This window comes from Caloramator australicus RC3 (genome assembly GCF_000297115.1).
Lineage (GTDB): Bacteria > Bacillota > Clostridia > Clostridiales > Caloramatoraceae > Caloramator > Caloramator australicus.
In genome coordinates, this window is record NZ_CAKP01000009.1 from 1 (window position 1) to 15,265 (window position 15,265).

General features: G+C 29.5%; 14 protein-coding genes and 1 pseudogene. All 15 read right to left on the reverse strand.

What is annotated here, in order from left to right; genetic code table 11:
• Window positions 1-323 precede the first annotated feature (323 nt).
• The 15 genes and pseudogenes from CAAU_RS15040 to CAAU_RS01210 all read right to left on the reverse strand — a co-directional run bounded on the left by CAAU_RS15040 (window position 324) and on the right by CAAU_RS01210 (window position 15,204).
• The gene (locus tag CAAU_RS15040) at window positions 324-608 is read right to left on the reverse strand and encodes a hypothetical protein (RefSeq protein WP_156792011.1); all 285 of its coding nucleotides are present in this window, start codon (window positions 606-608) and stop codon (window positions 324-326) included.
• 59 nt (window positions 609-667) lie between these two features.
• Complete coding sequence (locus CAAU_RS01140) at window positions 668-1,054, reverse strand: hypothetical protein (protein WP_008907598.1); 387 nt, start codon at window positions 1,052-1,054, stop codon at window positions 668-670.
• A 59-nt stretch (window positions 1,055-1,113) separates the two neighbouring features.
• Window positions 1,114-2,205, reverse strand: coding sequence for a glycosyltransferase (locus tag CAAU_RS01145; protein ID WP_008907599.1), 1,092 nt, complete (start codon window positions 2,203-2,205; stop codon window positions 1,114-1,116).
• Between the two features lie 829 nt (window positions 2,206-3,034).
• Window positions 3,035-4,179, reverse strand: a pseudogene (locus tag CAAU_RS14460) (IS3 family transposase).
• A gap of 82 nt (window positions 4,180-4,261) precedes the next feature.
• Window positions 4,262-5,386: a glycosyltransferase family 4 protein gene (locus CAAU_RS01160; RefSeq protein ID WP_008907602.1), complete on the reverse strand. Its 1,125-nt coding sequence runs from the start codon at window positions 5,384-5,386 to the stop codon at window positions 4,262-4,264.
• Between the two features lie 34 nt (window positions 5,387-5,420).
• Window positions 5,421-6,257: a GNAT family N-acetyltransferase gene (locus CAAU_RS01165; protein ID WP_051004355.1), complete on the reverse strand. Its 837-nt coding sequence runs from the start codon at window positions 6,255-6,257 to the stop codon at window positions 5,421-5,423.
• Window positions 6,211-6,837: a sugar transferase gene (locus CAAU_RS01170; protein WP_008907604.1), complete on the reverse strand. Its 627-nt coding sequence runs from the start codon at window positions 6,835-6,837 to the stop codon at window positions 6,211-6,213. The genes CAAU_RS01165 and CAAU_RS01170 overlap by 47 nt, the downstream gene beginning before the upstream one ends.
• A 25-nt stretch (window positions 6,838-6,862) precedes the next feature.
• Entirely contained in the window at window positions 6,863-8,110 is a 1,248-nt protein-coding gene (locus CAAU_RS01175) for a DegT/DnrJ/EryC1/StrS family aminotransferase (RefSeq protein ID WP_008907605.1), read from the reverse strand.
• Between the two features lie 41 nt (window positions 8,111-8,151).
• On the reverse strand, window positions 8,152-9,996 hold the full coding sequence (locus CAAU_RS01180) for a polysaccharide biosynthesis protein (protein WP_008907606.1): 1,845 nt from the start codon (window positions 9,994-9,996) through the stop codon (window positions 8,152-8,154).
• Between the two features lie 122 nt (window positions 9,997-10,118).
• On the reverse strand, window positions 10,119-10,838 hold the full coding sequence (locus CAAU_RS01185) for a CpsD/CapB family tyrosine-protein kinase (RefSeq protein ID WP_008907607.1): 720 nt from the start codon (window positions 10,836-10,838) through the stop codon (window positions 10,119-10,121).
• 171 nt (window positions 10,839-11,009) lie between these two features.
• Window positions 11,010-11,888 carry a UTP--glucose-1-phosphate uridylyltransferase GalU gene (galU, locus tag CAAU_RS01190; protein ID WP_008907608.1) on the reverse strand — a complete coding sequence of 293 codons (879 nt, stop codon included), beginning with the start codon at window positions 11,886-11,888 and terminating at the stop codon, window positions 11,010-11,012.
• 2 nt (window positions 11,889-11,890) lie between these two features.
• On the reverse strand, window positions 11,891-12,667 hold the full coding sequence (locus tag CAAU_RS01195; RefSeq protein ID WP_008907609.1) for a tyrosine-protein phosphatase: 777 nt from the start codon (window positions 12,665-12,667) through the stop codon (window positions 11,891-11,893).
• A complete protein-coding gene (locus CAAU_RS01200; protein WP_008907610.1) occupies window positions 12,667-13,344 on the reverse strand; it encodes a CpsD/CapB family tyrosine-protein kinase in 678 nt (225 codons plus the stop codon). Before CAAU_RS01200 ends, CAAU_RS01195 begins: the two co-directional genes overlap by 1 nt.
• A 9-nt stretch (window positions 13,345-13,353) precedes the next feature.
• A complete protein-coding gene (locus tag CAAU_RS01205) occupies window positions 13,354-14,037 on the reverse strand; it encodes a YveK family protein (RefSeq protein WP_008907611.1) in 684 nt (227 codons plus the stop codon).
• A 102-nt stretch (window positions 14,038-14,139) separates the two neighbouring features.
• The gene (locus CAAU_RS01210; protein ID WP_008907612.1) at window positions 14,140-15,204 is read right to left on the reverse strand and encodes a tetratricopeptide repeat protein; all 1,065 of its coding nucleotides are present in this window, start codon (window positions 15,202-15,204) and stop codon (window positions 14,140-14,142) included.
• Window positions 15,205-15,265 lie beyond the last annotated feature (61 nt).

Below are 15,265 nucleotides of genomic sequence, written 5' to 3' on the forward strand. Positions count from 1 at the left end.
TCAATACAGAACAAGCTTATGTTAGAAATATTAACTCCGTTACTAATTTGAATACAATCGGTCACATTTGCCTTTTAACTGTTGCAATTGCTGCCATAAAATCTGGCTGCGTTGATAAATACAAATCCCTATCGGGATTTAGAAGAACAGCCTAAATAAATTATATTAAAATTAAATTAAATTTTTTTTGAACATCAATTTTACCAAGGGAGTAGTCTACCCTTTTTTTGCTTTTTTTGGTGTTAATTTAAGTTTAATTTAAAATAATTGAGCTTCACTTCATAAAAGTTAGAACAATTTAACATAAATAATTTGTTTTTTAATCAATTATGCTCATCTCTAATAATAAAATTAAAAATAAAAAATGAACTAGCAAAAAATACAAAACCTAAAAGTGCTCCACGAGAATCTACTTTTAAAACAATATAAATACTGTAGACAAAAATAGATATTAAGCATACTTTCCAATTAATTGATTTGCTTTCAAAATACTCTATAAATAATGGGAAATTGCTAACAAATACTACTGTACTTAAATCATTGGCATTAGGAAAAAATCCAAGAGGTACATTTAAAAACATTCTTTGATAATCAATGGATAAATTCATAATATGTTTCCCAGTATATATTTCCCATGACGCTATGGTTAGATTTATAATTAAACCCACTATACAAGCTCTTGTATATATTTTAATTTTTTTTTATCAATAGCAATTAGAATCATTTGAAATATTGTAATATTTAATATAATATTTAATAAATACATTTTTTCAACATTACTTTTTTCATTAATTAAATATAGAATAATTGCATAAAACATCCAGATTACTAAAAATATAAATATTTCAATATAATAAAAGGTATATTCTCTCTTTTTTACCTTATTAAAGAAAAACAATTTATAAAATGAACTAATAATTGATAGACTCCATGTTATGAAAAACAAAGGAATATTTTGTATTTTTATTTCAGTTCCAGTAAACATAAGAATTACTGTTGCACTTAATGTTATATCTAAAAAATTAATTTTACATATTTTTCTTGTTTTAATCATAATAATTTATCCCCTTTATAAATATTATTAAAAAAGATTAATCTTAATTTATGAAATATTTATTTTTGGAACAATTCTTCAAAATGATTTACTGCGTTCTTCAAATCAAAGTTTGAAATTGCATACTTACTTGCTTTTTTAGATATATCTTCCCACTTATCGTTCTCAAAGGAAATTGCTGTTAATAATGCATTTGCTAAACTTTTTTTATCAGCATCAATCAATTCCCCAAATGATGGATCAATTATATTTTCTGTATCGCCTACATTAGTTGCTATACAATAGCAGCCACATGCTATAGCTTCTAGTAAACTTTGAGATGGATAGTTATTAACATTCTGTAATGAACAAAAAATTTTAGCTTCTGATAAAATTTTTCGTACATTAGTATAGCCTTTAACTTTAACTATATCAGTAATATTATAATTTTGGACTTTAGCTTCTATTATACTTTTAAGTGGACCATCTCCACAGATCACACACAAATATTCATTTTTTCTTATAACTTCTTTTATTGCAAAAATAGCATCAACAAACAATTCTATACCTTTACCATCAACTAATCGGCCAGCAAATACTATATAATTTCTTTTTTTAGTGCTCGGAATGCATTCTTGCATATTTGATAGAGTACAAGGGGTAAGTGAAATTTTTTTTTGTGGAAACGCTTTCTTAAGTATATTAATGCTTGAAGGATATAAGCAATCTATTTGGTTAGAAAGTAATACATTCACCTTAAATAGCATTTTTTCTATTCTACTTTTAAATATTAATTTTGAGTTAGTTGTCGTAACACTCATCATCAATCTATAACTTCCACTTAAAATTGCTCCTATAATTACAACTGTTGACCTTATAATACAATCAGTATAACAAACCCAATCAAACTTTTGTTTTATCAAATATATAAGTATTTTTAAGTATCCTTTAATAAAAACGATTTTAGTATTACTATTTATATATTTTTTTATATCTTTTAATATTTTCTCTGATTGTCCATCGTATACTTGAAAAAGTATAGTTACATCAAATTTAGTATTATCTAAATTTGAGAAGATGTATGGTATCCTTCTTTCTGCTCCACCCATCCCATAATATCTTTTAGATGTTGGGAAAAAACATATAATGCGCTTCTTTTTATTTTTTTCCATTAATATTCTACCTCCGATTAATTTTCCCAATTATGTTAAGTTGTATGATATTTGAATTTCATCCCCCTTTGAGTCATCTTATATAGTTTCTTGCAGAACTCTGAAATTGTTGAAATTCAAGGGTTCTGCAAATATTTATTAGCAGGAATTCCCTAACACTTTGTAGAATTTATTTATTGAAACCAAAATCACTAGAAAGGTGGAAAAATTCCATACAAACAAAAGTAAAACAAATTATTTTTTCGATATCTACTCAGATATTGAAAATTATATTATTAAAAATAAACCTAAGTTAATCAAATTATTCGAAGAATTTATTAATCTTGAAAATTATATACCTCAGTCTTTTTACAATACATATTATTCTAGCACTGGTCATCCACGAGATTTTAAGCTCACTTTAATGTTATGTGCCTTAATTATTCAAAAATTGTTATCTATTCCTGAAACTAGACTTCTTATAAGCATCATTCATTTATCAAAAGAATTATGAAACTTATGTGATTATTCAAGAGTTCCTAATGCTTCTCAATTCAGCATATTCAAAGCTGATTTTGTTAAACATTTACACGAATTTTTTATTCTCTTGTATCAATTACTGAACTGCTACTACTTCACTATAAAAACAAATTTTATATGACTATTGTAATTTTTTATAAGTTATGATAGAATAATTTACTTATTATTGTTTATCTGTTATATATTAGCATAATTTACAACTGTAAAATTATATTTTATCAAAATTACTTGTATTATAAATTTTGTTAAATTATTTTTATAAAAAATATTTGGATTTATGTCAATATAGTAGACACTAAAACTCAAATTTTTATGCAGTTATTCTTAAAGCATCTTCAAGCTGCTGAGGAGTCATATAACCGATACTGCTATGAAGCCTTTTTCTATTGTACCAAGATTCTATGTATTCCAATATAGCTATCCTTGCAGCATCAAAGTCATAGTATGTAGCTAAGTTTACTTCTTCCTTTTTTAGTGTAGCATGAAAGGATTCTATACAAGCATTGTCATAGGGGCAAACCTTGCCGCTGAAGGAATGAACTATATTATGTTCATTAAGATAATCATCAAATTTAGAGCTTGTATACTGTGAGCCTAAATCACTATGGAGTATAACAGTATTCTTTGGTTTTTGAGTTATGTAGGCATTTTCTACAGCCTTTATAGCTAGTTCTGTATCCATAGTCTTTGAAAAAGCATAGCCAATAATTTTCTTTGTATGAAGATCCAAAACTGAAGCAAGATAGCACCATCCGTCTTTGAGTGTATAAATATAAGTTATATCAGTAACCCATTTTTCATTTATTGTAGTTGTTGAAAAATCTCTTTTCAAAATGTTTTTTTTAGCTTCTATTTTGCTTTTGGAAGAGAGAGGTCTGAATTTTTTGATAATTATGGACTTTATATTTAGTTTTTTCATAATCCTTTGGACTCTCTTGATGCTTATGGCATGTCCTCTTTCTTCACGAAGCACTTTATGTATTTTGGGAGCACCATAACGACCTTTACTATCTTTATAAATCTTCAATATTTCTTCCTCATACATCTTGTTTTATATGCTTCTTTTGCTTTCGGTTTTGTTTAGATACTTATAAAAAGAGCTTCTTGAAACCTTTAAGACTTCACACATTAGCTTGATATCATGCTCTTCTTTATGATCATTGATAAACTCAAAAATAGAGGTTACTTCTTTGCGAATATGGCCATGGCTTTTTTTAATATTTCATTTTCCTCCTCAAGCCTTGCCATCTTCTTTAACATTGCTTGATACTCTACTGACGTTATAGTTGTATCTTTATCCACAGTTATTGGTTTAGCTTTCTTAATCCATCCATTAATTGTTGATTTTGATATGCCATATTCGCTGTTAAGTTCTGCCAAACTCTTACCAGAGTTATAGAGCTCTATAATTGTCTTTCTAAATTCTTCTGTATAATACTTTTGCCCTTTTGCCATTGTAGACACTTCCTTCCCTTCTTATATTTTAAGGTGTTCGGCTTTTTGTGTCTACACTAATATACTAACACCAATTTTACATTTAAATATAGGAATTATATATTCGCTCCATTTCCTTTTTTACATTTTCGATAGAATACATTTTAATATTTTCCAAATTTTTTTTACCAAATTTTCTTCTTAATTCATCTTCTTTATATATTTTTTCAATTGCATTTGCAAATTCACCTACATCATCTATTCCAACTACATATCCATTTTCACCATTTGTAATTAAATCACGATTTCCTCGACAATTAGTTACAACTAATGGCAATCCTGTTGCCATAGCTTCCATAATATTTACAGGCAAACCTTCTTGTCTTGAAGATGAAACAGCCACATCAGCAATAGTCATAAGATCTGGAACATCTTTTCGATATCCTAAGAAATGAATATATTTTTCTAAATTTAATTTTTTAGTTTGTTCCTTATATTTCTCTAATAACTTACCTTTGCCTACTAATAATAATTTCAAATTAGGAATTTTCGTCTTTAATAAATTAGTTACATTTATAAGTAAATCTTGATGTTTTCTATAGCTCATTTCAGCAACATAAATTAATATAAAATCATTTTCATCATATCCATATTGTTTTCTAAGTTTAATTTTGTTTTCAATGTTTTGAGGTATAAATTTATTTAAATCAATACCCACACCTGGTATATATTTAACTTTATTTTCTTTAAAGTTCTTTTTTGCAAAATCATAATCCTCTTTATTTATAGTAATTACACAATCTGTAAAGCATCCTAAAAATTTTTCTATGTTATAATATAGTATCCAATTTTTTAATGAAGCACCTTTATAAAAATGAAATCCATGCGCAGTATAAATCACTTTTGTCCCTTTTTTACGTTCTTCAATTGCAGCTAATCTTGTAACAGCTCCTCCACTAGGTGATTGTGTATGTATAAGATCAAATCTATATCTTTTAAACAATTCTTTAAGTTGCCTGTAAGCTTTTATATTGGCTAAACTAAATGGATTCCTATCAAAATCAATTTGATGTTTTATGACTCGTTTATCATCAAATTTATCAATTGTATCATTGAAATTTGCAGCAATATGAACCTCATGTCCCATATCAAGTAATACTTTATAATCATAGTGACCAAAAATTCTAAAATGTCGTCCTAAATGAACTGTAACTAAAACTTTTGCCATATCACAATTCTCCCTTTATATAAAGATATTAAGATTATTTATTTGTTATAGCTACCTCATCATTTACAACTCTCTCAATATTATTCAAAATAAAATTCGGCCAATAATGATATACTGATCGCAGTTCTTTAACTTTGAAACCATTTTTTACGTAAAAGTTTATTGCTTTTGTATTATTACTTTGAGTTCCTACTTGAAGTATATCAATATATTTATGGTGGGTTATTAAATATTTTTCTAATTCGTTAATCATTTTTGTTCCTATATTCATACCAATATGATTTACTTTTACAGATATTAATTCAATTATTGCTTTTTTATTCAATTCGTCTAATTTAAAGAGAATATAACCTAATATTTCATTATTTTCTAAATAATAAAGGAAATATTTATCATCTTTTAAGAAAGATGATTCTACCCAATGGCAATAAATATTTTTTGCCTTTTCTTTATTTAAAAATGGATCATTAAAAAACCTAGAGAATTTATATGACTTTCTGCTTATATCTACAATATCTTTTTTATACTCTAAATTGTTTTTAATAACTATTTTTTCATCAAAATTATAAAATTTATTTAATTCTTTATTTAATTTTTTTTCAAATTGAAAATTTATATCTGTTAAAAATGCTCCTAAGAGATTAGAGATAAAAAGGTTATTAGTAGGATTATTATTAATATTATCTATAACAACAAAATCATTTTCTACAATAAAATTTCTTATTTTAATCCAATCATTTCTATTAATTTCTTCTTTTAAAGTTACTCTAGCACTTTTTATTCCAAAATAATTTGTATCCCATTCTAAAATTTTAAATTCAAATTTATTCTGTAGCATTAATTTTGATTGATTTTGTATGGGTTGTTTCATTAAATACACCTCGTCTTAAAAGAATAATTATTATTGTTCTTATTAATATTTTTAGATCTAATATAAAACTTATATTATTAATATAATAAACATCATTTTCTAATCTTTTCTTCCACTCAACAGAATTTCTATGATATGCTTGATTATATCCAGTAATACCCGGAAGAACATCAAGTTTTTTAATTTCATCTCCTTCATAATAATATATATGGTCTGGTAAATCAGGTCTTGGTCCTATAAAACTCATATCGCCTTTTAAAATATTAAATATCTGTGGTAATTCATCCAAACTTGTTTTTCTTAGGAATTTTCCAATTCTTGTTAGTCTAGGATCGTCTATCGAATTATAAGTTGATCCATCCGGATTTCTTATGTCTGGTGCATTTACTTTCATTGTTCTTAACTTGAACATTTTAAAAACTTTCCCATTCTTTCCTAACCTTTTACCACAATAAAATACAGGTCCCCGATCTTCTAATTTAATTAGAAATCCAAATAAAATTATTACAAATAGAACAGGAGGTAATAAAATTATAGCAAATAATATGTCAAAAATTCTTTTTATATATTTTGAATACATTAGATACCCTCCAAAATAATTTTCTTTATTCCATTGCATATGCACATTCTTCAAATTCATATAGTTTCATATTGTCTTCTTCATTTAAGATTTCCGCTAATGAATTGACAATATAATTCACCTCATCATCAGTTAGTAGAGTATGAAGAGGTAAAGTAATCTCATTTTTATACATTTCATACGCATTTGGATAATCTTTTATTTTAAATCCTAAATTCTTATATGCTGTATGTAATGGTAATGGCTTAAAATGAACATTTGTTGCTATTCCTTTTTCAGCCATTTTTTCTATAACTTTATTTCGATATGCTTCATTTTTACCTATAAGCCTTATAAGATAAAGATGTCCACTTGATGTATAATCTTTATCAAAATGTTTTAATGAAACAATATTTTCCCCTAGTAGTGCTTTGTCATACATTTCTATAATTTGTCGTCTTCTTTCTAAAATTTCTGGATATCTTCTAAGTTGTGCAAGACCTATTGATGCCATAATATCAGTCATATTGCATTTATAAGCAGGATAAAGAATATCATATTCCCATGAACCAAGTTTTGTTTTAGCTAACGCATCCTTTGATTGTCCATGAAGAGATAATAGCATAAATTGTTTATAAATTTCTTCGTTATCTATACCTTTAATATCTTTCCATGTTACTGCTCCACCTTCTGCAGTTGTTAAATTTTTTACTGCATGGAATGAAAAACAAGTAAAATCAGCTACTTCTCCACTTTTTCTACCTTTATAAGTCGCTCCAAATGAATGAGCTGCATCAGCTATAACTACAATTCTTCCTATAGCTTCTTGAATTTTATTTGATGATTTAAATAAATTTCTCTTTCTTTCTACTATTTCAAAAATTTTATCATAATCACACATTACCCCTGCAATATCAACTGGAATAATAGCTTTTGTTTTTTCAGTAATTGCTTTTTCAATTTTCTCATAATCAATATGGAAAGAATCTTTTGCAGTATCAACTAAAATTATTTTTGCTCCAACATGATGTATAACGCTTGCAGATGCAGTATAAGTATAAGCAGATGTAATAATTTCATCTCCAGGTCCTATACCTAATAACCTTAATGTCATTTCCATAGCTGCTGTTGCTGAATTCAAACAAACAGCCTTTGATGTATTGCAATACTCTGCTATTTTTTTTTCAAATAATTTTGTTTTTGGACCCGTTGTTATCCAACCCGATTTTAATGTTTCAATAACTTCGTTTATTTCTAATTCTGTTATATCTGGAGGCGAAAACGGTATATGCATAAATCATACTCCCTTCAATTATATAAAATTAATCAAACTCTCTAACAATCTACGGCAACTTCTAAATAACTTTTGTATGTTGTTACTATTTCTCTAAGTTGATTTCTTATAAATGCTGCATCGTCATATTGTGCTGCCAAATGAAGCTCATCGAGTTTTTGTTTTAGTTGGTTGTAATCTATTTCAAGTGGTTTAGCTACAAAAATTTTGTTGTTTTTGGTTTTTGTTAAGCCTTCTTCAGCTAAGGATAGCTCTTCATAGAGTTTTTCTCCAGGTCTTAGACCTGTTATTTTTATTTCGATATCCTTATTTGGTTCATAGCCTGAAAGTCTTATAAGGTCACAGGCAAGATCGTAAATTTTTACAGGCTCTCCCATATCAAGAACGAATATTTCCCCACCCTTTGCAAAGGATGCCGCCTGCATAACTAATTGGCAAGCTTCTGGTATGGTCATAAAGTAACGCGTTATATCCTTATGGGTTACCGTTACTGGTCCACCATTTTTTATTTGTTTCATAAATAATGGAATAACAGACCCATTACTTCCAAGGACATTTCCGAATCTTACGGCTACAAATTCTGTTTCTGATTTTTTGTCATAGGCTTGGACTATCATTTCGCAAACTCTTTTTGTTGCACCCATTATGTTTGTCGGGTTTACTGCTTTATCAGTTGAAATCATAACAAATTTTTCAACTTTATATTTGTCTGAACATTCAACAAGATTTAAGGTTCCGAAAATGTTATTTTTAACTGCTTCTGCTGGATTGTTTTCCATGAGTGGAACGTGTTTATGTGCTGCTGCATGAAAAACAATGTCTGGTCTTAAACTATTAAATATTTTATCAAGTCTATTTTTATCTCTGATTGATGCTATAATTACTTTTATGTTTAGGTTTGGATATTTAAATTTTAATTCATGCTCAAGTTCATATACAGCATTTTCGTTTATATCAAGTATAATAAGCTCTAAAGGATTAAATTTTGATATTTGTCTACAAAGTTCTGAACCTATCGAGCCTCCCCCACCGGTTACTAAAACTTTTTTGTTAGTTATGTATTCTTCGATTCCCTTTAAGTCTAGGTTTATTGGATCTCTTCTTAAAAGATCTTCAATTTTAATATCCCTTAAATTCTTTAATAAAGCCTTATCATCCCTAATCATTTCTTCAAAATCAGGAAGTATTTTTACTTTGCAACCTGTATTTTTGCAGATGTTTATAAGTTCTACTTTGTTTTTATTATTTAATGATGGTATTGCAATAATTATTAAATCTATTTTTTTTAATTCAACAATATTTGGAATAGAATTTCTATCTCCTAAGACCTTTACACCTGCAATGTAGTGGCCTATTTTTCTTCTGTCATCATCAATAAATCCAATTATGTTATAGTTTAAGAATAAGTTTTGCTTTATTTCTCTTAATAATAAGGTTCCTGCTGAACCTGCCCCTACTATTAGAACATTTTCTTTATATTTGATTTTTGATTTTATATATTTAGACTCAACTTGTTTAATAATTCTAAAGCTAAGTTTAAAGCCTAATGTAAACATTACAATAAAAATAGTATTTATGATAAATACCTTCCAATGAATTCGTGGATTGAAAAAATATAAATACATATTTGAAAATATATAAGCTGTAATATTGGCTATAATTCCTTTTAAAAATTCATCGATACTTGCATAATGCCAAACATTTTTATATATTTTAAAAAGAACAAATGATATTAGAAAAATGATTGATATCATCAAATAGCTTTCTGTATATTTTTTATATCTTGTAGTATTTAATAAAATATCGGTTAAAATAAAGGAAGCGTTGATCAGTAAAAAATCAATTAGGATATATCCAAATGTTTTTATAATATTTATTTTTTTCATGGCTTCACCTGCTTATAATTTGGATTATCTGTTATAACTATTTCTTATCCATTTTCAGTAAGCTAATAAACTATATGCGAGCCGATATACCCCTCCTCCTGTAACTAAAACTTTCATCTTTATCACCTACTGAAAAACCTTCTCTTTTTCGTCTGATTATGTTTTTGTCCGTCGCTGCCGTAGTAGTAATAGTAGTAGTAACCATAGTAGCCTTTTTTGGTGGTGTCTAGCTTGTTTAGGACAGCTCCGAGTATTTTTGCATTAACCTTTTCAAGAAGTTCCTTTGCTCTTTGGGCTGCATGTTTGTCAGCTTCGCCTGAGGAAACAACAAGGATTACTCCATCTGAATACTTTGAAAGTATTTGTGCGTCTGTAACCATTAACACCGGTGGTGTGTCGATGATGATTGTGTCATAGGTTTGTTTTAGATTTTCTAAGAAAATTTCCATCTTTTCAGATGAGAGAAGCTCTGCTGGATTTGGTGGTCTTGTGCCTGCTGGGATAACATAAAGGTTTTCAACTTCGGTTTTAAAGTTTTCTTCCATAAAGCTTGTCTCACCTATGAGGATGTTAGAAAGACCTACTTGGTTTGAAAGGTTAAATATTCTGTGTAGCTTGCTTTTTCTTAAGTCGCAGTCAAGTATTAACGTCTTATTGCCATTTTGCGCAAATGTAACGGCAAGGTTTGATGCTATTGTTGTTTTTCCTTCGCCTGGCCCTGAGCTTGTTACAACTATTGTTTTAACTTTGTTATCCAAAGAAGAAAAGAGGATGTTAGTTCTTAAAGTTTTATAGGCCTCTGAAATAGGCGATTTTGGTTTTTTAAAGGTAATAAGTTCCATTAATCCCAACCCCAATCAAAATAGTAAGTGCATTTATAATTATAAATAATCAAGTATTAGGTTATCCAAGGCTAAATTTTCTAATTTTTTTAAATTAAATGTATTTTTTTTCGTATTTTCTTTTGTTTTCTTGGGGTTGGTTGAGTTTTTACAATTTGTTTACAATTTATACTAATCTTCGACGCGTGTTGCCACTACTTCTTGTAAATATGACATAAATTCATCCCTAATGTCGAATCTTTTTAATGCAAACTCTACCGTTGCCTGCAAAAATCCTAATTTATCACCTACGTCGTATCTTTTGCCTTCGAAGTTATAGGCATACATAGCTTCCTTTTTTAGAAGCTCCTTTAGGGCGTCGGTTAATTGTATTTCTCCGTTTTTGCCTGGCTTTGTGTTTTCAAGGATATTGAATATTTCTGGGGTTATAATATATCTTCCAAGGATGGCGATGTTGCTTGGTGCCTCTTCTACGCTTGGCTTTTCTACAAGGTCTGAAACTTTATATAGCCTTTCATCTATCTTAACGCCGCTTACAATCCCGTATTTGTTAACATCGCTTCTATCAACCTCTTGAACACCTAAAATGGTGGTTTTATACATGTTAAATACATCGATCATCTGCTTAAGGCATGGAACCTTGCTGTCTACTATATCATCCCCTAAAAGAACAGCAAAGGGTTCGTTTCCTACAAATGTTTTAGCACAAAGTATTGCATGCCCAAGTCCCTTAGGCTCCTTTTGTCTTATATAATGTATTTGTGCCATGTTGGTTATATTATCAAGAAGCTCTAACATCTCATATTTGTTTTTGGATTTTAATTCAAGTTCAAGCTCGATGGATTTATCAAAATGATCTTCTATTGCTCTTTTGTTTCTACCGGTGATTATAAGTATTTCTTCTATTCCGGAGCTTACTGCTTCTTCAACTATGTATTGGATTGTTGGAGTATCAACGATAGGAAGCATCTCCTTTGGCTGTGCCTTTGTTGCAGGTAAAAATCTTGTTCCAAGGCCTGCGGCAGGAATAATAGCCTTTCTTACCTTCATTTTTAACCCCTCCCTAATTTAAAAAAGCTAAATATGCCCCTTTTTTTGTTTATTTTTTGGGCACTTGATTTTATTTCTACATTTTCAATAATTTTCCTCTCGTTTTCTAAAATTTTTTTGGACAATTTTTCGTCAATTCCCTTTATTTTGTCAAAGGCATCTTTTATTTTTGGCAATCTGTTTTTTGAATTATGGGCATCTGAGCCTAATACATCTATTATGTTATTTTCGATCAGCATCTTTGCTGTTTTTTGAACTTCCTTTCCGAAATGGCCAAGGATGCTTCCTGAGTTTATCTGAAAAAGGCAGCCTTCGTCGATGAATTTGTTGATATTTTCTAGGGAGTTTATAATAAAGGCGTATCTTTCGGGATGACAAAGGATTGGAATTAAATTTTTTATTCTTAGCTCATATATAATATCAAAGGTATAATCAGGAAGTTCAAAAAAAGGAAGCTCTATTTGTATGTATCTTGTATCGTTTAAAGTGCCTATAAGGCCTTCATTTAGGTATTTTAATGTAGAGCGGGTGATATAAACTTCCTGGGATGGGTAGATTGTTATGTTTATGTTTTCGTTTTTTATATACTCATTTAAGGTTTTTATATGGTTTAAAATGTCTTTATATTCATTTTCAAATCTTCCAGGAACAAAATGAGGTGTTGCAACTATAGCGTCAACACCATCATTTTTTGCTATTTTAAGCATTTCTAATGTTTCTTCAAAGGATGATGAACCATCATCGATTTTAGGAATAATGTGGCTGTGAAAATCTATCATTATTTCTTCCCCTCAGCTTCGCCGTAATAATAGTAATAGCCGTATTTGTTTCTTGAGTTTATTTCTACTTTGTTTAAAACAACTCCTATTATATTAGCTCTTACTGATTCTAAAAGTTCCTTTGCCCTTTTTGCAGCTTCCTTATCTGCTTGTCCACTTGAAACCACAAGAATTACACCATCTGAAATTGTTGATAAAACCTGTGCATCAGTTACTGCAATAACCGGTGGTGTATCAAGAATTATTACATCAAAGGATTGACGTAAGTTTTCAATAAAGCTTTTAAATTTGCTTGATGATAGCATTTCTGCAGGATTAGGAGGCAAAATACCAGATGTTAAAACATATAAATTATCATTTATCCTTTGAACTGTTTCTTCAAAGGTTATATCCTCAACAAATAGGTTAGTAAGGCCTTTTTGGTTTGATAGATTAAATCTTTTGTGGACGGTAGGTTTCCTAAGGTCGCAGTCTATAACTAAAACTTTTTTGTTTAGCTCTGCAAAGGATAGGGCAAGATTTACAGCTGTTGTTGTTTTTCCTTCTGATGGACCTGAGCTTGTAACAAGGATAACTTTTAAATTTTTATCTACGGATGAAAATTGAACGTTTGTTCTTAAGGTTCTATATGCCTCTGATATTGGCGATTTTGGGTTTTTAAGTAGTATTGGCTTCATAGTATCCTCCTACTCATCTATTTCCTTTGGTATTATTCCTATAACGGGAAGTTCAAGATATTTTTCAACATCGCTTTCGGTTTTTAATGTGTTATCCATGTATTCAAGCATAAATGTAGCTCCAAGGGATATCATTATTCCAAGGAAAAATGCTATTGCAATGTTTAAAAGTTTTTTAGGTTTAACAGGCTTGTCTGGAAATACTGCATTGTCTATTATTTGAATGCTTCCTGTTGGGTATATGCGCATCGACTCTTCGAGGAAAATTTGAGATAAAGTGTTTGCCGTTATCATGGCATCCTTTGGATCCTTACTTTGAACCTTTATGTCCATTATTTGTGTGTCAGGTTGTGGTGTGACTGTAATTGAGGATATAAATTCGTCGTAGGTTACTTGTTTGCTTAGCTTTTGGATTGTTTTCTCAACAACTGTTCTTGATTTTGCTATGCTTGCGTAGGTTTTTACAAGCTTTTGATACATCATAATATCGTTATAGTCTATTCTTTTTTCCTGGCTTGTATCCTCTTTCCCAATGATTATGCTAACCTTTGCTTCATATATGGGAGGTAAAACAAAAAAACTAAGAAGGGCACTTATAAGGATGCATATTGTGGTTACCGAAAATATCATTTTCCATCTTTTTTTGATTATTTCTAAAAGATCCCTAAGATCAAGTGTCATTTCTTGTTCCATTATGTAGCCTCCTTTAATTTTTAGAGGGGTTGGGTAGAATTTTGCACTTTTAATGAATACATTAATATGATATAACTTTTTTATAAAAATTTCAATTAAATTTTAATTTAAATTATTAAGCCATTGTCTTGCGATTTCGTCATTTGGGTTCTTTTGTAGGGCAAGTTGGAAATATTTTTGGGCGTTTGTAGAATCGTTAAGATTAAGATAGCAAACGCCTATGTTGGTAATAATGCTTGAATCTTGAGGCCTATGTTTTAGTGCCCTTTGAAAATACTCTATTGCTTCGTTAAAGTAGCCTAAAAAGGCAAGGTTTAGGCCTATTTCGTTTAAGACTTCTTCAGTTTCAAGGGTTTGTAAAAGGTCTTGTAGGTAATATAGGGCTTTGTGGTAGTTTTGAAGCTCCCTGTAGGCAACTGCTGCGTAGTATTTTGCGTCAAGGTTGTTTGGATTTTGTTCTATGTGGGGAATAAGAAGTTTAAGGGCTTCCATAGGGTAGCCTTCTTTTAGAAGGTCTACGGCTTTGTCGTAGCTTTCTATGGCTTCGATTTTTGTTAGGTATTCTTGGGCTTTTTTAGCAAATCTTTGGTCATTTAGAGAGCGTCTTAGATAATGCTTTGCCATGTCGTAGTCTTTGTCAAGATAGTATTCGCCAAGGTAAAAGTTAGGCGCAGCAAAGTCTATGTATTGGTCACAGAGGCTTTTTAAGCTTTCGAGTATCTCATCTTGAAGAAGGCTTAGGTTAGTTTTTTGGTAGTAGTCCATAAGAAGATATATACGGTTCATTTGGAATTCTTTTTTGGGGTTGAGTTTTATAAGGGCGTTTATGTAGATTATGGCTCTTTTAAGGTTATTGTTTTTGTTTTCTTCTATTTGATGTATTAAGTAGCTTTCGATGTTTGGGATTTTTTTGAGGGTTGCAAGGTAAAATTCGGCATGGGGAAAGTCAGGGTCACAGCCAAGAATCATTATCATGCCGTCGATTATGTTTTGGGCTGTGAGGTTGTTTTTATTTTGAGCGATGTTTATGAGGGATTTTGAGTCTATGGGATAGTCGCCTTGGGGTAATGTTATGGTTGTATTGTTTAGGGATATTGTTAGTGGCCTTTCAAGCTCTATGAATATTAAGTTTTGTGCTTCTTTTTTGAAGTATTCTTTGTAGTTCATACTGCACCTCCTAGGGGACGGTTCATTAGTTTTAAAAGTTTTTATTTATAAAAGTGATAAT